Source organism: Nosocomiicoccus ampullae (assembly GCF_001696685.1).
GTDB classification, from domain to species: domain Bacteria; phylum Bacillota; class Bacilli; order Staphylococcales; family Salinicoccaceae; genus Nosocomiicoccus; species Nosocomiicoccus ampullae_A.
The window spans coordinates 110811-129538 of the sequence record NZ_MBFG01000004.1 but is presented as its reverse complement, the minus strand read 5'-3'; the positions used below and the strand labels follow the sequence as shown (position 1 = coordinate 129538).

Here is an 18728-nt window from a genome sequence, read left to right as displayed (position 1 = left end):
ACTCCTCTCTTAGTTATTCTCGTTCTTTACTGCTGGTAAAACTTCACCGCGGTAAATCCACACTTTAACACCTAACTTACCGTAAGTAGTGTCTGCTTCTTCGTGTGCGTAGTCAATGTCTGCACGAAGTGTGTGTAGTGGTACTGTTCCTTCACTGTACCCTTCTGCACGTGCGATATCTGCACCGCCTAAACGACCTGCAACAGAAGTTTTAATACCTTTAGCTCCTGCTCTCATCGTTCTTTGGATAGCTTGTTTTTGAGCTCTACGGAATGACACACGGTTTTCAAGTTGACGTGCGATGTTTTCTGCTACTAATTTCGCATCTAAATCGATATTTTTAACTTCGATAACGTTAATGTGCACGCGTTTACCTGTTAACTTAACAAGTGCTTCACGTAGTTTTTCGATTTCACTACCGCCTTTACCGATAACCATACCTGGTTTACCAGTGTGTAGTGCAATGTTTACTCTATTTGCAGCACGTTCAATGATAACTTGTGATACTGCTGCATCTTTAAGGTTTTCATCAATGTATTTACGGATTTTTAAGTCTTCGTGTAATAAGTCAGCAAAGTCGTTCTCTGCGTACCATTTTGCTTCCCAATCTTTGATTACACCAATACGTAATCCCGTTGGATTAATCTTTTGACCCAAAGTAATTCCCTCCTCTTATTAGTTCGCTTCTTCAGCCTGTTCTTCTACTGCTTCTTCTTTTTCAGTAAGTACAACAGTGATGTGGCTCGTACGTTTGTTAATTCCAGTTGCACGACCTTGTGCGCGTGGACGGAAACGTTTAAGCGTTGGTCCTTCGTTTGCATAAATTTCAGAAACGATTAGGCTGTCAACATCCATGTCGTAGTTATGTTCAGCGTTTGCCGCTGCTGATAAAATGAGCTTCTCTACTACTTCAGCAGCTCTTTTATTAGTAAGCTTTAATAGTGCGACTGCTTCGCCAACTTCTTTACCTCTTACGAGATCAACCACTAAACGTACTTTACGTGGAGCGATACGCACTGTTCTAGCTGTTGCTTTCGCTTGCATGTATATTTCCTCCTTTAGGTGTTATCGAGTTACAGCGTCTTTACCGCCGTGTCCTTTGAAAGTTCTTGTTGGAGCAAACTCTCCGAGTTTGTGACCAACCATATCTTCAGTAATATAAACTGGTACGTGTTTACGGCCGTCATATACAGCAATCGTGTGCCCGATGAATTGTGGGAAGATTGTTGAACGACGTGACCAAGTTTTAATTACAGTCTTTTTATTTGATTCGTTAAGGTTTTCTACCTTTTTCATTAAATGATCATCTACAAAAGGTCCTTTTTTAATACTACGTGCCATTTTGGCGCCTCCCTTCAAGAAATCAGTGCGGTGAGAACCGCACACGATTTAATGATGTTGATTATTTTTTACGTTTTCTAATGATTAACTTAGTAGACTTCTTCTTGTTTCTACGAGTTTTCTTACCAAGAGTCTTTTTACCCCATGGAGAAAGTGGAGATGGCATACCGATTCCAGTTCTACCTTCACCACCACCGTGTGGGTGATCGTTAGGGTTCATCGCAGAACCACGAACTGTAGGTCTCTTACCAGCCCATCTAGAACGACCAGCTTTACCTACGTTTACAAGTTCATGTTGTTCGTTTCCTACAGAACCGACTGTTGCACGGCATGTAAGTAAGATCATGCGCATTTCTCCTGAGCTTAAACGAACGATTGCGTATTTACCTTCTTTACCAAGTAATTGTGCTGATGTACCAGCAGAACGAGCGATTTGCCCACCTTTACCTGGTTTAAGTTCGATGTTGTGGATAGTTGTACCAACAGGCATATCGCCTAACTCTAATGCGTTACCTAATTTGATATCCGCATCTTTACCACTCATGATTTCTTGTCCAACTTCAATTCCTTTAGGTGCAAGGATATATCTCTTTTCACCATCTAAGTATTGAACAAGTGCAATGTTTGCTGAACGGTTTGGATCGTATTCGATTGTTTTGATACGTCCTGGTACTCCATCTTTGTTACGTTTAAAGTCAATAACTCTGTATTGACGTTTATGTCCGCCACCTTTATGACGTACAGTAATTTTTCCTTGTGCGTTACGGCCAGCTTTTTTCGGAAGTGGCTCTAATAATGAACGTTCTGGTTTAGTTTTAGTTAAATCTTTATAATCCAGACTCGTCATATTACGACGACCATTTGTTGTTGGTTTATAATGTTTAATCGCCATTTAACTGTTTACCTCCTTATTGGTAACTTTCGAATATTTTTAGAAGAATTCAATAGAACCTTCACTTAATTTTACAATCGCTTTTCTTCTTCTGTTCGTATAGCCTTGATAACGTCCCATACGCTTTTTCTTAGGCTTTACGTTCATAATGTTAACTTTCTCAACTTTTACATCAAAGATTTCTTCAACAGCACGTTTAACTTGTGTTTTAGTTGCTCTAACATCTACGTCAAACGTGTATTTGTTCTCTGACATTAAATCTGCTGAACGCTCAGTGATTACTGGGCGTTTAATAACGTCTCTAGCTTCCATTACAGAAGTACCTCCCCTGCTTTAGTAATTGCATCTTCCGTGAAAATTACACGATCTGCAGAAAGGATATCTAATACGTTTAGGCCTGAAGCAGTGATAACTGTAACTCCAGGGACGTTACGTCCTGATTTTAGAACGTTGTCATCTTGTTCACCTAATACGATGAGTGTCTTTCTACCTGCATCTAAGTTATCTAAAGCTTTAACTAATTCTTTTGTTTTAGGTGCATCGAATGTGAATGCATCTACAACTGTTAATGCTTCTTCGTTTACTTTTACTGATAATGCAGAACGTAACGCTAAGCGTCTAACTTTTCTTGGCATTTTGAATCCGTGATTTCTAGGAGTTGGACCGAATACTACGCCCCCGCCTCTCATGTGTGGTTCACGAATCGAACCTTGACGTGCGTTACCTGTTCCTTTTTGTCTGAATGGTTTTCTACCACCACCGCGAACTTCTCCACGGTTTTTAACTTTGTGATTACCTTGTCTTAATGATGCACGTTGAAGCGTTACTGCTTCGAATAATGCATGTTGGTTTGGTTCAATTCCGAAAACTTCTTCGTTTAATTCGATTGTTTTTACTTTTGAACCATCAATAGATAATACATCTACGTTTGCCATTGTATATCCTCCTTTCTATATTAGTTGTCACCTTTAATTGCTGATGAAATTTGTACGTAACCTTTTTTAGGTCCAGGTACGTTACCTTTTACTAAAATTACGCCGCGCTCGTTGTCAACCATAACTACTTCTAAGTTTTGAAGCGTTACTCTTTCGCCACCCATTTGTCCTGGTAAGTTTTTACCTTTTAGAACGTGTGATGGGTCAACCATACCCATTGAACCTGGGCGTCTGTGGTAACGCGAACCGTGACTTGATGGTCCTTTAGCTTGGTTGTGTCGTTTAATGTTACCTTGGAAACCTTTACCTTTAGAAGTTCCTGTAACATCTACGATGTCTCCAGCTTCAAATGTATCTACGTTGACTTCTTGACCTACGTCGAATTCATCTACGTTTAGGTTGCGGAATTCGCGTACGAAGCGCTTAGGGTTTGCACCTGAAGCTTTAACGTGGCCCATTTCAGGCTTAGTTGCGTATTTGTTAGTACGTCTAGTTGGTTTATAGTCTTGCTTGTCATCAAAACCAATTTGTACTGCATTATATCCGTCTACTTCTTCTGTTTTCTTTTGAAGGACAACGTTACCTGCCGCTTCAATAACTGTTACTGGAATTAGCTCTCCGTTCTCTCCGAAGATTTGAGTCATTCCTACTTTTTTACCTAAGATTCCTTTGGTCATCGAAAGTCGCACCTCCTGATATTAATTTATAGTTTAATTTCGATGTCCACACCAGATGGTAAGTTTAAGCTCATTAAAGCATCTACCGTTTTTGGTGTAGGGTTTAAAATGTCGATAAGACGTTTGTGCGTACGTTGTTCAAACTGCTCACGTGAATCTTTGTACTTATGTACCGCACGTAAGATTGTGTAAACAGTTTTCTCTGTTGGAAGTGGGATTGGCCCAGAAACTTCCGCGCCAGAGCGTTTTGCTGCTTCAACGATTTTCTCCGCTGATTGATCAAGCACTCTGTGCTCATACGCTTTTAAACGAATACGAATTTTTTGTTTTGCCATTATTTTAACCTCCTCGGTCGTCATCATTATTGATAGACTTCTCCACGAAAATTTTCTCACGCACCCGCCATGACAATGGGGCCGGGTGTGTCAGTAACCTCTCGCTTCATCGATTTAACAAGAAAACCCTTATTTATCAAGGGTTTCGCAATGTTCTTGACAGTTTTTCTGTCACTTTTTGAGTCCAACGCTATATATAATACATTAAAAGAGTGAAGAAATCAAGGGTTATCCGAGATTTTTCACTCTTTTTTATCAAGCATATCTTATCTTAATATAAATATAAAATAGAGAATAAATATAACTGCTAATACATACATGATCGGGTGGATATCTTTCTTTCTTCCAGCAACTAACATTGTAATAGGATAAAAGATAAAACCAATCGCGATTCCTGTTGCGACACTATAAGTGAGTGGCATCATTATTACTGTTAGAAACGCTGGTACTGCCACTTCGAAACGCGTCCACTCTACTTTGCTTAAGTTCGATGCCATTAATGCGCCTACTATTATAAGTGCAGGTGCAGTCACTTCAGATGTGAACACGACAATTAATGGACTAAAGAATATCGCGAGTAAAAATAGTAGTGACGATACGATACTTGCAAATCCAGTTCTCGCACCAGCTGCAACTCCTGCTGTCGATTCGACATAAGACGTCGTCGTCGATGTACCTAGGATCGCTCCTGAAATTGTTGCGAATGAGTCTGCAGCAAGTGCACGACTTGCACGTGGTATTTTATTATCTTTAATTAAATTCGCCTGTGACGCGATTCCAACTAATGTACCCGCCGTGTCAAAGAAATCAACAAATAAAAATGTTAATACGACGACTAAAAACTGTACATTAAAAAGCTCAGACGGATTTAAAAATCCTTCAAATGCTGCACCGAACGTTGGTGCAATGCTCGGCACTTTACTCACGACCGCTTCAGGCATCGGTAATAAGTTAAACACGAGTCCGACGATCGCGGTAATAATCATTCCTATAAAAATCGCACCTGGGACTTTACGCGTCATTAATATGACTGAAAGCACTAATCCAAATATTGTAAGGATAACGTGTGCATCATGAATGTTACCAATATGTACGAGCGTGTTTTCATCTGCAACGATGAACCCGGCACCTTTAAATCCAACGAACGCGATGAAAAAACCAATCCCGGCACTAACGGCCATCTTCATTTCCATCGGTATCGCATTGATTACGTACTCTCTAACACCAGATGCTGTCAGTATTAAAAATAGTACACCGGATACGAGTACACCAGATAGCGCTGTTTGCCATGGGATTCCCATTCCAAGTACAACAGAGAACGCGAAAAATGCGTTTAACCCCATCCCAGGAGCTAAAGCGATTGGATATCTCGCCCAAACACCCATAATAAACGTTCCGATAAATGCCGCGAGACACGTCGCAACAAATACTGCGTTAATATCCATACGCATATCATCTGGAATACCCTCAACTCCTGCAAGACTAAGCATTGCAGGGTTAACTGCTAAAACATATGCCATCGAAAGAAATGTAGTGATCCCACCAATAGTTTCACGACGGTAATTTGTACCTAACTCATCAAATTGAAAATATCGTTTCATCTTATACTCTCTCTATTCTATTTATAGTAGAAATTAAATTATTTATAAATTTTATCGTTAAAAGACGCACAATGCAATAAGTTTAATATGAATTATGTTTATATGTTCAATACTGTGGCAATAGTTAGTCATAGGAGGAATGCCTAATGAACACTAAATTTAAAATCACATCATTATTAATCGCAGCGTCACTAACACTTGCAGCATGTGGCAACGATAATAATGAAGAAACAACTAACCAAAGCGAATCAAAACAAACTGAAACAACAGAGTCAACAAGCGATAACAAATCTGAAAACAACGACTCTGAAAACGACAACTCATCAAATGAAAATTCAAATAATGCTTCATCAAACGAAGGCGATGAACTCGATATGGCGAGCTTTAGTAAGTCCATTGAAGATGCGATCGAAGAAGCAAAATCTCGTTTTGATGGACAATTAACTGACATTGGCGTATCGAAAGAAAATAACCAATATGTCTATAAAATAGAGCTCGAAAGTGATACTGAAGAATATGAAGTGAGTTTAGACGTCAATGATTTATCAGTAGTAAAAGAAGAAACTGAAGCAGAAGACGATGAAAACGATAATAAGTATTTTAATTATAGCGACTTAGTTAAAGTTGAAGATGCGATTCAAACTGCAAAAGATAATGTGAACGGTAAAGTAACAGAATGGTCTACCGACTTTGACGACGGTAATTTATATTATGAAATCGAAATCGTTCAAGACAACGGTAATAACGTCGATGTTAAAGTCGATGCTTATACAGGAGATTTCGTAGAAAGCGATGACTAATTTATAAACGTTTAACAGCAGGGAGTGATTCCCTGCTTTTTTACATAGAGCTGTAAAGCGCTTTTGTGCTATCATTAACTATAACTACATAATTAGAGGTGAGAGCATGGATTTAAAACAACATTTAGAAACTTTAAAATATGATTACATCCGAATCCAGGGTGATTTAGAAAAAATTGAATCCACTGGACAAGCTCCAGATAAGATGCTGAAGCAGTTAGAGTCTCTTGAACGTGAGATCAAAGAGATAAAAGATAAAATTAAAAAAGGCAGTTGATGTTAACGATGACAGAGAATTTAAAAGAGAAGATTTTATTTATTATGCTCATCCAGTTTTTAATTTATTTTGGGTTTAGTATGATTATTCCTGTTATGCCGGAGTTAGTCGTCGTATTTGGTGTGAGCACTCTGCACTTAGGTTTCATTATCGCAATTTATTCGATTGCAAGTTTTATATCTGCACCGTTTTTTGGAACGTTATCTGACCGTATCGGTAGAAGACCGTTATTAATCGGCGGACTATTTGTCTTTATGTTAAGTTTTTTAGTATTTGCGATATTCTCAAATAGTCTCGCGATCCTTTACATCAGCCGTTTCATTGCAGGTATGGCGTCAGGTGCACTATATGTCGCGACAACTTCAATGGTCGCAGATATTACATCTATTGAAACACGTACTAAATACATGGGGCTTATCGGTATGGCAATGGGTATCGGATTCGTATTCGGCCCTGGTATCGGTGGTCTACTTGCATCTGTTTCTGTCTCAGCACCATTTTTTATGACTGCAATTATTATTTTTACTGCGCTTATCTTTTCGGTGTTGAAAATCAAAGAAACATATCGTTCGAATACAGATATTGAGCGTGGGATCGCTGTCCAAAAGGAATATTTTATTCAACCTGTTGGTATACTTCTCGTTGCGACGTTTGTCGTCATGTTTATGATGAGTGGTATGGAGAGTACGTTCCAACTACTCGGTAAAGAAAAAATCGATATTACACCAGGAGAGATGGGTGTCCTGTTCTTTATCGGTGGAATTTTTAACGCGATCATTCAAGGTGGCGTGATTCGTAAGTTAAAAGATGGCCAAGAATATGGTGCGATGATCATCGGTCAAGCGATGGCATTAATTGCATTTATTATGTTGCCGTTTATGACGGGGTTATTTTACGCGGGAATTTGTATCGTCTTATTAATGTCAGGTAATGCACTCGTTCGTACGTTAATGACATCTCAAATTACGAAAGAAGCAAGACATCATGAAGTTGGTAAAATGACAGCTACAACGTATTCTCTCGATAGTCTCGGGCGTATTGTCGGACCGATATTTTTCAACATACTATTCTTAATTCACTACGGTGTACCGTTTGTGTTTGGTGCACTTCTCGTGTTATTATCGACGTTCTTCATTTACCAGTATTATAGAAAAAGAGGTCAAGTTGCATGACATTTTTAACAATAATGATGTTAATTAGTTATTTACTCGTGGCGTTTGTCACAATATATGGATTACGTGCGAAATTTTTAATTGTCATAAGACTGTTGTCTGGACTCGGATTTTTAAGTATGTTGGTTTCTAACATATTACCTGTCCAAGGCATTGATGATTATATGATGTTATTACTCGCAATCTCTATTATTTCTTCTGTAGAAATTACAGCATTTAAAGTGAGACATGATAACCGACACTTATATTTAATACACGCCTTTACAGTAGCGATGGCGATCGCTTTAGTCGTGTATTTATTCGTAGTTTAAGAGGACCTCTATTATGACTCGAGTTATATTGATGTTACTTACTATGATTCAAGCGATATTTTTTGTGAACATCATTTTAAATGAAGGTGTTATTTTCTTCACTATATATTCTTGGTCTATAGTCGCGTTACTTTCTCTCTATATAAGCGTAAAAGCATTTAATACGAGTTCAAGTAATTCTGACGACGAGTTAAATAACTATTTCTCTCTAACGTTAATGACAATTTCTCTCGTCTCTATTGGATTTATAGCATATTTAGCAATATTTAAGCCGTTCTACCTATAAAGTAGAACGGCTTATTTTTATGCTTCAATATATTCAATTTCATCGTCTAAGTTTAATCTTGCGCGGTTTTCTTTATAAAACGTGACATAACTTCCGTAAATGAGATAAGTACCAAGCAAGCCGATAACGATCGAAACTATGATGATAATCGGTACTACAAAGAACATCACAGCGTCACTGCTTGTAGCAACTCCAATTGCGACACCACTAATAATTAATACCGCAATCACAATCGTGAGTAACACGCCGATTAAGAAAACTGAAAGAATCAGTTTTAAAAACTGCTTAAAGTTTTAAACACGACGTTAATTCCAGTCGCAACTTTATCGCCAAGCGTTGATATCGGTGCTTCTAAATGTCTAAACCACATGCTGAGTGTTATACCTTCAATGAGAAATGACACAAGCATCGAGATAATGCCTCCGATGATAGCGAAAACGATGATTGCTGGTGTAAAGTTTATTGAATAATCTCCATTAGTTAAAGTGTTCGGATCGACCATTAAATTTAATGGCGCACCAACAAAACTAAGTGCAAAGTTCGTTGCAAAAGCAATAATCGAAATGATGATGACAAGTCCTAATGACTTTAAGTAACGCCCTTTTTTAAAAGCGAATAATCCATGATTAAATTTCGATTCTTTTTCTTCATATGCTAAGAAGAAGTAATTGTAATATCCGTATCCGAGTAGTAATAAGACAAATATTATTAATGCAAATAAATATAGTACTGCTAATATGATTCCTATAATACCGAGTGCTCCAGGTCCACTTTGTGCACTTGTCCAGCTAAATATTGTCTCCCGATTACAGTGAATCCTAATCCAATTCCAATTATTGAAACGATACTTGATAAAATGACGTAAAGTACGATGTTTAACACGACTTTAAGGTGTTCGCCGCGTAAATGATTCCAATATAAACGTTGATATTCAAACACAGTTGATCCCCCTTTAAGAATACTTGTATTTAATATACCCTTATTTTCTAATTTTATTTAAAAACATTTTAGATTTTTGATACAGCGGTACGGCTGTATTGAGTAAGTGATACAATGGTCGGTTTAATACGTAATCAAATTCACCGATCTTATTAGATACTTCTGTCCCCCACTGACTTTTAAATTGCCATAGCCCAAAATACTCTGAGTCTTCTGGCGGTGAAACACTCGTCCCTCCAAAGTCATAACTTTTTGCGCCATGTGCTCTTGCATATTGCATCATATGAAACTGCATATGATGATTTGGTAAAAAGTTACGGTAATCGTTGGATGATGCCCCGTATAAATAATATGCCTTTTCTCCACATTGTGCGTATAACGCACCAGATAATACTTCTGTCGATTTAATCTCTTTTATTTCTTCAAGTTGTGTATTTAATTTGCTTAAACGGTTGTTGAGATTGTCTAATTGGTTTTGTTTTTTCGTCTCGTCGGCGATTTTATCCGCTTTTTTAATATCTTTATTAACTTTTAAAATGTCTTTTTCAATATTTTCTTTTACGTTTTTAGGATTTAGTTCGACTAAAAACAGTTCCATATGCCCGTTATTGTGGAGTGCATCGTACATCGATTCAAAATACGTAATGTCGCGTGTTAAAAAGCCGTCTCGTTCGCCGGTGATTTTCATCAGTTCGTGAAACGTTTTTAAATCTTCACGAGATGCACGTTTTACAACTGACCCCATGCGTAACGCACGTCGGACTCTCGTACGGTTATTTCTATCGAAACTTTGAAGTAGTGCTTTGTCGTCGACCGAAACGTCTGTCACCATCGTTTGACGTGGTTGAATCGCGTCTTTACTCATACCATCTAAAAATCCGTGGTGCCTAAATCCGAGGGACTTTAAGAGTTTTAATGTATCCTTTTCATCTTCAGGAATGTCTGGATCGATTTTAATGACGTAACTATTTTCTTTTAATGCGACGTCTATCGTTTCGGATAATAACGTCTTTACAGCCGCTTCATCGGTATAATCGACGACAAATCCCCTCGATATGTAGCAGAGCGTAAACTTTGTTTTTGGAATTTTTTTAAATTGTAACGTCGCTGCACCTACAATTTTTTCATCGTTTCCAATAGCGATACGCTTATAGTACCAACCTGTTAACTTTTTAGATTCCGCCCAATCGGTTAACTGAAGTAAGTCGCCATTTTTATGTGTCTCAATAAACGTGTTATAGTCGTTTTCGTTCACATTTAATTTTTTATACATAATATGTGCTCCAATCATTCGTTTAAAAATTTTGCTATAATTTCTAATGAAGGTGATGAAATTATGAAACAATTACTACTTTTAATTTTTATATTATTTAATGCATGGAGTGCATTCGATATATACGCAAACTACTCAGCTGATGAATTAATCGACTGGTTAAGTATCCGAATTATTTTACTCGTCGTTTCCGGCGCGTTAAGTGTTATTTATATACTCCTCGGCAGTAAAAAACTGACGAATATACTTGCTGTAATTAACATTGTACTCGCACTGACTCACTTTTATCGAATTCTTTTAATTTACTTTACTTAAATAGTGTCTGAGTTGTTTTTTATCGACATATAGTAGCTGATAAATAACCCAAGTACAAACGCTATAAGTGAAATTACCCACTCTGTTGGACGACTCGGGAGACCATTAAATATCGGGAAGACTGAGCCAGCTAACAATCCGATTATAAGTGCGTACATTAAATACGGATAAACGCGTAGTAAATAATGTAGCACTCGGCTCGTTAGTAATACTCCCGCGATAATACCGAGCCCAACAGCTACTAATACCGGTGTTACTGTAAAGTTAAATGATAAAAATTCAGATATCGAATACATGAGTATCGGATACGCACCGAGCATAAGTAGTATCACTGACCCAGATAACCCAGGTAATATTAAAGCACTCGCTCCTAAAAAACCACATATAAACAGCCACATTAACATCGTCGTGCTCATTTCAACTGACGTTACATCTGACTTTTCTAATACAAAATAATCCATTAAAAATAGTAATGCTGTCACTACTACGATAATAGAATAATGTACTGTTTTAAACTCCACTTTATAATTACCTAATTTAAACATCATTGGTATGACACCAATTACTAGTCCTAAAAAGAAAAAGTGGGTAATTATAGGGTGCGTATTTAACATGTAGTTTATCAGTGATGACATCGTCACGATCGCAATTCCCATCCCAATGAAAAGTGGGATTAAAAACATTAATGACTTCTTATATCGTTTTGTAAATAATTCGTTTATTGCTACGAGTGTTTGATCGTAAATTCCGAGTAATAACATTAACGTACCACTACTAATACCTGGCAACATTTCTGTAATACCCATAAAGAACCCTCGAATAACGTTACTCCATCTCATAATTTAACCTCTTGCTTTTTATTGATAATATATTTTACCATATGTTCATAAAATTTTATTATTTTGCAATGAAAAATGGTATTATAATACTTATATACATAATTTAAGGGCTATAAATCTTAATGACTTATCGGAGGATTAATTATGGATGCTACTCCAATGCAAATTATCTTCTCGTTCCTCGGGGGACTCGGGATATTTTTATATGGGATAAAATCAATGGGAGACGGTTTACAAGCAGCCGCCGGTGACCGTTTACGTGAAATATTAAACCGTATGACCGCAACACCAATACGTGGAATTTTAGCAGGGATGCTCGTTACGATACTCATACAGAGTAGTTCGGGGACGACTGTAATTACAATCGGTCTCGTATCTGCAGGCTTTATGACATTAAAACAAGCAATTGGTGTCATAATGGGTGCAAACATCGGTACGACCGTCACAGCGTTTATTATCGGTTTAGATATTGGTGAGTACGCACTACCAGTACTTGCTGTCGGAAGCTTTCTACTATTTTTCTTTAACAAAACATCAATTAATAATCTTGGACGTATATTATTTGGTTTCGGTGCGTTATTCTTCGGACTTGAACTCATGGGAGAGGGTGTGAAACCTCTCGCAGACTTAGAGGCATTTCGTAACTTAATGTTAGAAATGAGTGATAACAGCTTCTTAGGTCTAGGTGTAGGGGTTATATTAACAGTCATCGTACAAAGTTCGAGTGCGACGATCGCGATTTTACAAAACTTTTATTTAAATGACCTCGTTGACTTAAATGCTGCTCTACCAATATTACTAGGAGATAATATTGGTACGACAATTACAGCAATACTTGCAGCACTTGTTGGATCTCTCGCAGCTAAACGTGCGGCTGCCGTACACGTTATCTTTAACGTTATCGGTGCCATAATCTTCATGATATTAATGCCTTTATTCGTCATGTATGTCGACTTTTTACAGTCTGCATTAAACTTAAATAAGCCAATGACAATCGCATTTGCACACGGTTCATACAACGTAATTAACACGTTAATTCAATTACCATTCATCGGTGTACTTGCTTGGATTGTAACTAAAATTGTACCTGGTAAAGATCTCGTAGAAGATTATAAACCAAATTTCTTAGACCCTATTTTACTTAGACAATCACCTCAACTTGCAACACAAAGTGCACAGAGTGAAGTGAAAAACCTAGGGTTAATTATTTCTGATACGTTTAAAGATTTGTTTAAATACGTTGAAAACCCGACCGATAAACGATATCGAAAAATTATCGAAAAAGTTCAACTCGTAGATAATGTACAAGAGAGTATCCGAAAGTACTTAATGGATATACTTGAACTTCAAAACCAGCGTAATATCGATAGTGAAAATATCGCTGCACTACTTGAAGTTACACGTATTTACACGAATACAGCTAAATTCATCGAAGACTTTGCTAACGAGTATAAAATAAAAGAAGAAGATCGTGTCAAAATCTCAGATGCTGCATTTGAAGGTCTTGAGACAATGATGAAACACGTCAAACGTTCACTTGATATGACGGTGGATTCTATAGATATTTACAATCCTTCAGGACTTGAAAGAATCATTCAACTAAGTAATCAATCGAATAAAATCGAACATAAATTACGTCAAGACCACGTGTCACGCCTTAACGATGGTACGTGCTCACCTGAATCTGGTGCTGTCTATGCTGAACTGATCGCATTACTTGAGCGTATCGGTTATAACTCTAGAAACATCTCAGAAACAATCCTTTACTCAACAAGACATGAGTTACCAGAAGAATTTACAATTTATGACTAATTAAAATCCGAAGTACAAATCGTACTTCGGATTATTTTTTATCGTATATCTTTTAAAACTTTTCCTTCTTTCGCAACGACGAGTATGTTGTCATTGTCTTTTAGACTTCCGATATTTTCTAGTGGGTTCTCTTTTAATAATACGAAGTCTGCTAAAAATCCAGGTGCAATTTGACCGACGTTATCGAGTTCTAAGCATTCTGCAGCTGTCTTTGTAGACGCGATAATTGCTTCCATCGGTGTCATTCCATGCTCGACCATTAGTTCTAACTCTCTTAAGTTCGTACCATGTTTAAACACACCTGCGTCAGTACCCATTGCGATTTTTACACCACTTTTATGCGCCTTCTTAAAACTCTCTACATGTGCATCTAATACTTCTTTTGATTTCTTTAATCCAACTTCACTCACCCCAAGTTCTTCTGCAAATTCAATCACAGACACTGGTGCGAGTAATGTTGGTACTAAAAATGTCCCTTGCTCTTTCATTTGATCAATAATTTTATCTGTTAAGTAAATCCCGTGCTCAATTGAGTGGATACCCGCATCTAAACATTGTTGAATACCTTCTTCTCCTTGAGCATGTGCCATGACTTTAACGCCATTTCTATAGCGTGCTTCTTCGACGATGACATTCAGTTCTTCTTGAGAATATTGTGTAAATCTTGGATGGTCTGTCGGCGTAGAAACACCACCTGTAGCCATAACTTTAATAACGTCTGCGCCTGCTCGTAATATTTCACGTGTTTTTTTACGTACTTCTTCAACGCCATCTGCGATATTTGTTGGTAGCCCCGGATGCGGTAAAATAAACGGTACATCAATACCAGAATAGTTCGTTGAATCACCATGACCTCCAGTAATAGATAATGCAGATACCGAAATCACCAATCTTGGACCGACGACGAGTTCGTCTTCAACCGCTTTTTTAAATCCTAAATCTGCACCATACGCATCACGTACTGTTGTAATCCCTGCGTTAATTGTATTTCGTGCGTATTCAATCGATTTAAAAAAGTTATAAGAAAATGGTTGTGCAAGTTTTTCAGCAAGTGGCTGAAATTCTGTTGCGAGATGGACGTGTGAATCAATAAAGCCTGGTACTAAATATCTTCCTTCACCATCTAGTACTTCGACAGAATCATCGACTGATTTTGGATTCACTTCTACAAACTTACCATCTTCAACTAGGACACTTGTATTTTCTAATACGTCTTCGTCCGATCCATTGATAAGATTTACATTTTTAACTAATAATTTACTCATTCTAATCCCCCTAAATTAATCCCATCACAAAGCTTGCGATTACTGCTGATGCGATAGTTACTGTCACAAATCCACCGATTAACATCGGCGATACGAGTTCATCGAATAATGCTTCTTCATCTCTGTCATTACTCGCTTCACTTCTCGATACTTCTTCACAAAGAATGTAGTCCGCTGGGAAACCAAGTAATGCTGTTAAAGCGACTGGTATCCCTTTCGTATGATGCCATCCGACGATCTTTGAACCGATAAAACCACCGATTAAAAGACCGACGACACCAACTGCTAAAATTACAACGACTGCTGGGAAGTGATTGACGACGTCTTTTGGTGTAATACCTCCCATCGTATTAATAATGACGATCATTAACGCTGCCATTAAAAATGAGAATGAGTTCGCTTTTTCTAATGCTGCTTTTGGTAAAATACGAAGATTCACTAAAATAATCCCGAATAATAGTGAGTATAATGTATAGTGAATCGGAGTATATTTAGCCAGCACTGTTGCCACTGCACCAAATCCAAAAATAATTGTTAGTAAAACTAAGTTGTTTTTTAGAATATTAAATCGTGCATGCTCATAACGTTCCTTATTTTCTAAATCTTGTTGCTTTTCCGCATCTGTTTTATGTTTTAAGAAGTAACGACTGTACTTTCTCATAAAATAAGTCGTGATTGGCATACCAACTGGTGTTTGGAATGCAGCAATCATGACAGGAACGACGATTAAGCTCGTTAACCCAAGTTCTTGTAGACGCTCTGTCGTAATGAGTAGTGCAATTACTCCTCCAGAAATAGGACCGATACCACTCGCTGCTACTGAAAAATCAAACGCAAGTGTTCCGATAGTAAGTACGAGCACTACAGCACCTACTAATCCAAATAATGCAATGACGACTGCACGCCATTGTTTCTTTAATATGTCATAACTCATCAGTGTTCCCATATGTACGATAAGAGCTGGTATTAACACCATACCGAGTGATGGTATTAACGTTTGCTCTGTCATATTTTCTGGGAACAATCCAGACCATACGAGTAGCAAATATAAAATCATCGCTGTCATCAGCATTGGCACTCTCGCATGAGTCACAATCGAAATCAATTCGCCAATGGTGAGAATTAAAAGAATTAAAACTGTTGCTACAATTGGATCAAAAGTCATTTTACTCACCTCAAAATTAATTAATGATTTGATTATGGACCATCCAAACTTAAAAGTAAATGAATTTTCTGAATATTCAATATATAAAAATATACCTGAGGTGTAAAACCTCAGGTATTTGTAAATTAGTTCGGATTATCTTCTAAATCCGGTACTGGTTTTTCTAAATATTGTCTGTCTTTATTTGCATTGAAGAAGTCTGCTTTTTCTACTTTAACGTTTGCGTTATAATCCGGCATTTCAACGAAGCTCTCGTATACACCGATTTGTGCTAAGAAGTTTCCTTCTGGGAATAACGTACCTACGTTACCTTCACGGATATCTGCATATCTCGCATGTCCTTGGAATACTCCATTTTCATTGTAAAGTACGATTGCTTCTCCGTCTTCAATCGCTTGACGCTTAGCGTCTTGTGGGTTAATCAGTACATCGTGACGACCCATGTGGTTAAAGTTATCTAAGTCACCGTAAACCATTGAGTTAAACTGTGCACCACGGCGCATTAAGAGTTTATACTCTCCAGCTTTTTCATTACTCTTTGGAATCTCCATCGTAATTAAGTTCGCACGACCGTCTGGAGTTGGACATACGCCACCTTCACATAACCAAGCACCACCATATTGGTAAACGTCTCCTGCTTTAGTTAAGTACTGTACCCCATCATATGCAGGGTTACCTTTTGCGATTTCGTTACGAATCTCTTGTCCTGATTTAAAGTCGATTAAATGACTATCTTCAGGTTTAACACGTTTAGCGAGATCGACATAGATCTGCCACTCACTACGTGCTTCTTCGATTCTATTACGGTTTCCTTCAATTTCAGGGGAGAAGTAAACCATACGCTCTGTAGATGTCGATAAACCACCGCCGTCTTGCTCGTAACGAGTTTTCGCTGGTAATACGATGACTGCTTCTTTTGCATCGACGAGTGTAGACGTATTTAAAATAATATCTTGGTGCACACGAATATCTAAGTTAGCTAAAGCTTGTTCTACAAAGTCAGGGTTTGGCATCGTCTCTAAGAAGTTACCACCTGACATATAGTATAGTTTTAGTTTTCTTTCGTTGTCTTCGTCTAACATTGCGTTTTCAATCGTTACACCGACTGTATCTCCAGGCCAGTTTGGTAAGTCAAAGCCCCATAACTTCTCGATTCTTTCGACGTTTTTATCGTCAAATCCTCCACCAGGAAGTGAGAATGGATCTGCACCCATTTCTCCTGAACCTTGTACACTTGAGTGTCCACGTAGTGGCATTAATCCGCAATGTTTTTTACCTAACCATCCACGTAATAACGCGATGTTCGCAACTTGTGAGATGTTATCTGTTGCGTGTGAGTGCATCGTTAAACCGAGCGCCCAGACCATAACACCTGTTTTTGCGTGCGCAAGTGTTTCAGAAAGTTCGATAATATCGCTCTTAGAAACACCTGAAGACTTAACAATTTCATCCCAGTCTTGAGATTTCACGTTTTCTACTAAGTCTTCGTAGTTATTTACATGGTCTTTAATAAATTCATGGTTAATTGCAGCACCTTCACGTGCTTCCTCCATATCAAACCAATGCTTCATGATACCGTGCATTAAAGCAATATCTCCACCGATATTTACTTCGTAGAATTCATCTGCAATTTTCGTTCCGAATAATGCAGATTCTGTTACCGATGGTACCCAATAATTTTCAAGTGCTGGTTCACGGTACGGGTTAATGACGATAATTTTCGTACCACGTTTTTTCGCTTCCATCATGTATTTCGTTGATACTGGTGATGCGTTAGATGCAACAGATCCCCAGAATACTAGTACATCTGTACCTAGCCAGTCTTGATAGTTACAAGTTGAGGCACCAACACCAATTGAGCGCATTAATGCTGATTTAGATGGTGAGTGACAAATACGTGATGCGTTATCGATATGGTTTGTACCTAAGAAACGCGCTATTTTAGCTGCTACATAGTACGATTCGTTTGTAATCCCACGACTCGTTAAGTAAAACGCGTATTGTTTCGGATCTAATTCACGCATTTTATCTGAAATTTGCTCCATTGCCTCATCCCAAGAAATACGTGTAAAACGACGCTCGCCTTTACGGCGGATCATCGGATAAGGAATTCTTCCTTTTTCACGGAGCTCACGACTTGAGTATTTGCGTAACTCATCGATATCTTGGTGTAAAAACTCTGGGTCAATTGGTGGTGCAGTATTTAAACGTAATACGTTAAAACGTGTCGTACACATATGTGGACCGTTTAACGTTTGGTCTTGAAGACCAGACACACCTAATGCACACCCGTCACATACACCTTTTAAAATGATGTTTTTGGCGTAGTTTAAGTTATCTCTATTTTTCCATACGATTTTGGCTGTATCTCTCATATGATGTGGTTTAACTTTAGTTAATCCAAATGGAATTGGACTTACCCATAATTTGGGGTCCCAGCGTTTTGTCTTATTAATTGGACCTGGATGTAATGTTTTGCCCATTATATTTCCC

General features: G+C 37.9%; 24 protein-coding genes. 7 read left to right on the top strand and 17 right to left on the bottom strand.

Annotated features, from left to right (window positions below):
• Positions 1 to 9 precede the first annotated feature (9 nt).
• From rpsC to BBS29_RS03815, 9 genes are all read right to left on the bottom strand, one after another.
• A complete protein-coding gene (gene rpsC / locus BBS29_RS03855) occupies positions 10 to 657 on the bottom strand; it encodes a 30S ribosomal protein S3 (protein WP_040929585.1) in 648 nt (215 codons plus the stop codon).
• An 18-nt stretch (positions 658 to 675) separates the two neighbouring features.
• Positions 676 to 1044 (bottom strand): 50S ribosomal protein L22, encoded by a 369-nt coding sequence (gene rplV / locus BBS29_RS03850; protein ID WP_040929586.1) that lies wholly within the window; start codon positions 1042 to 1044, stop codon positions 676 to 678.
• Between the two features lie 21 nt (positions 1045 to 1065).
• A complete protein-coding gene (rpsS, locus tag BBS29_RS03845) occupies positions 1066 to 1341 on the bottom strand; it encodes a 30S ribosomal protein S19 (protein ID WP_040929587.1) in 276 nt (91 codons plus the stop codon).
• A gap of 61 nt (positions 1342 to 1402) precedes the next feature.
• Entirely contained in the window at positions 1403 to 2233 is an 831-nt protein-coding gene (rplB, locus tag BBS29_RS03840) for a 50S ribosomal protein L2 (protein WP_068129206.1), read from the bottom strand.
• Positions 2234 to 2272: 39 nt separating this feature from the next.
• The gene (rplW, locus tag BBS29_RS03835) at positions 2273 to 2545 is read right to left on the bottom strand and encodes a 50S ribosomal protein L23 (RefSeq protein ID WP_040929589.1); all 273 of its coding nucleotides are present in this window, start codon (positions 2543 to 2545) and stop codon (positions 2273 to 2275) included.
• Positions 2545 to 3168, bottom strand: a complete 624-nt coding sequence (rplD, locus tag BBS29_RS03830) for a 50S ribosomal protein L4 (RefSeq protein WP_068129204.1) — start codon at positions 3166 to 3168, stop codon at positions 2545 to 2547. Before rplD ends, rplW begins: the two co-directional genes overlap by 1 nt.
• Positions 3169 to 3188: 20 nt before the next feature.
• Entirely contained in the window at positions 3189 to 3845 is a 657-nt protein-coding gene (gene rplC / locus BBS29_RS03825) for a 50S ribosomal protein L3 (RefSeq protein WP_068129202.1), read from the bottom strand.
• 26 nt (positions 3846 to 3871) lie between these two features.
• Positions 3872 to 4180, bottom strand: coding sequence for a 30S ribosomal protein S10 (gene rpsJ, locus BBS29_RS03820; RefSeq protein ID WP_040929592.1), 309 nt, complete (start codon positions 4178 to 4180; stop codon positions 3872 to 3874).
• 266 nt (positions 4181 to 4446) lie between these two features.
• Entirely contained in the window at positions 4447 to 5781 is a 1335-nt protein-coding gene (locus BBS29_RS03815; RefSeq protein WP_068129200.1) for an NCS2 family permease, read from the bottom strand.
• 146 nt (positions 5782 to 5927) lie between these two features.
• On the opposite strand from BBS29_RS03815, the gene BBS29_RS03810 reads away from it, so the two are divergent.
• The 5 genes from BBS29_RS03810 (at position 5928) to BBS29_RS03795 (ending at position 8627) form a co-directional block, all read left to right on the top strand.
• Positions 5928 to 6581 carry a PepSY domain-containing protein gene (locus BBS29_RS03810; RefSeq protein ID WP_068129199.1) on the top strand — a complete coding sequence of 218 codons (654 nt, stop codon included), beginning with the start codon at positions 5928 to 5930 and terminating at the stop codon, positions 6579 to 6581.
• A gap of 106 nt (positions 6582 to 6687) precedes the next feature.
• Positions 6688 to 6858, top strand: a complete 171-nt coding sequence (locus BBS29_RS08350) for an SE1832 family protein (RefSeq protein WP_168162117.1) — start codon at positions 6688 to 6690, stop codon at positions 6856 to 6858.
• A gap of 8 nt (positions 6859 to 6866) precedes the next feature.
• On the top strand, positions 6867 to 8030 hold the full coding sequence (locus BBS29_RS03805; protein WP_068129250.1) for an MFS transporter: 1164 nt from the start codon (positions 6867 to 6869) through the stop codon (positions 8028 to 8030).
• Entirely contained in the window at positions 8027 to 8341 is a 315-nt protein-coding gene (locus BBS29_RS03800; RefSeq protein WP_068129197.1) for a hypothetical protein, read from the top strand. Before BBS29_RS03805 ends, BBS29_RS03800 begins: the two co-directional genes overlap by 4 nt.
• Before the next feature lie 13 nt (positions 8342 to 8354).
• Complete coding sequence (locus tag BBS29_RS03795; RefSeq protein WP_068129194.1) at positions 8355 to 8627, top strand: hypothetical protein; 273 nt, start codon at positions 8355 to 8357, stop codon at positions 8625 to 8627.
• 17 nt (positions 8628 to 8644) lie between these two features.
• On the opposite strand, the gene BBS29_RS03790 is transcribed toward BBS29_RS03795, so the two are convergent.
• The 4 genes from BBS29_RS03790 to BBS29_RS03775 form a co-directional block, all read right to left on the bottom strand.
• The gene (locus BBS29_RS03790) at positions 8645 to 8872 is read right to left on the bottom strand and encodes a hypothetical protein (protein ID WP_218836832.1); all 228 of its coding nucleotides are present in this window, start codon (positions 8870 to 8872) and stop codon (positions 8645 to 8647) included.
• Between the two features lie 29 nt (positions 8873 to 8901).
• The gene (locus tag BBS29_RS03785; protein ID WP_068129190.1) at positions 8902 to 9129 is read right to left on the bottom strand and encodes a hypothetical protein; all 228 of its coding nucleotides are present in this window, start codon (positions 9127 to 9129) and stop codon (positions 8902 to 8904) included.
• Between the two features lie 242 nt (positions 9130 to 9371).
• Complete coding sequence (locus BBS29_RS03780; protein ID WP_068129189.1) at positions 9372 to 9566, bottom strand: hypothetical protein; 195 nt, start codon at positions 9564 to 9566, stop codon at positions 9372 to 9374.
• A 40-nt stretch (positions 9567 to 9606) separates the two neighbouring features.
• Entirely contained in the window at positions 9607 to 10839 is a 1233-nt protein-coding gene (locus BBS29_RS03775) for a lipid II:glycine glycyltransferase FemX (RefSeq protein WP_068129187.1), read from the bottom strand.
• 63 nt (positions 10840 to 10902) lie between these two features.
• On the opposite strand from BBS29_RS03775, the gene BBS29_RS03770 reads away from it, so the two are divergent.
• A complete protein-coding gene (locus BBS29_RS03770; protein ID WP_040929601.1) occupies positions 10903 to 11154 on the top strand; it encodes a hypothetical protein in 252 nt (83 codons plus the stop codon).
• Here the strand turns inward: BBS29_RS03770 and BBS29_RS03765 are convergent.
• Positions 11151 to 11993, bottom strand: coding sequence for a DUF368 domain-containing protein (locus BBS29_RS03765; RefSeq protein WP_068129185.1), 843 nt, complete (start codon positions 11991 to 11993; stop codon positions 11151 to 11153). The two genes, BBS29_RS03770 and BBS29_RS03765, sit on opposite strands and share 4 nt — an antisense overlap.
• A gap of 144 nt (positions 11994 to 12137) precedes the next feature.
• On the opposite strand from BBS29_RS03765, the gene BBS29_RS03760 reads away from it, so the two are divergent.
• A complete protein-coding gene (locus tag BBS29_RS03760) occupies positions 12138 to 13805 on the top strand; it encodes a Na/Pi cotransporter family protein (RefSeq protein WP_068129183.1) in 1668 nt (555 codons plus the stop codon).
• Between the two features lie 38 nt (positions 13806 to 13843).
• Here BBS29_RS03760 and BBS29_RS03755 read toward each other — a convergent pair whose 3' ends face one another.
• The 3 genes from BBS29_RS03755 to BBS29_RS03745 form a co-directional block, all read right to left on the bottom strand.
• A complete protein-coding gene (locus BBS29_RS03755; RefSeq protein ID WP_068129180.1) occupies positions 13844 to 15070 on the bottom strand; it encodes a metal-dependent hydrolase family protein in 1227 nt (408 codons plus the stop codon).
• Positions 15071 to 15080: 10 nt separating this feature from the next.
• Positions 15081 to 16235 carry a hypothetical protein gene (locus tag BBS29_RS03750; RefSeq protein WP_068129177.1) on the bottom strand — a complete coding sequence of 385 codons (1155 nt, stop codon included), beginning with the start codon at positions 16233 to 16235 and terminating at the stop codon, positions 15081 to 15083.
• 125 nt (positions 16236 to 16360) lie between these two features.
• Positions 16361 to 18718, bottom strand: coding sequence for an FdhF/YdeP family oxidoreductase (locus BBS29_RS03745; RefSeq protein WP_068129174.1), 2358 nt, complete (start codon positions 18716 to 18718; stop codon positions 16361 to 16363).
• Positions 18719 to 18728 lie beyond the last annotated feature (10 nt).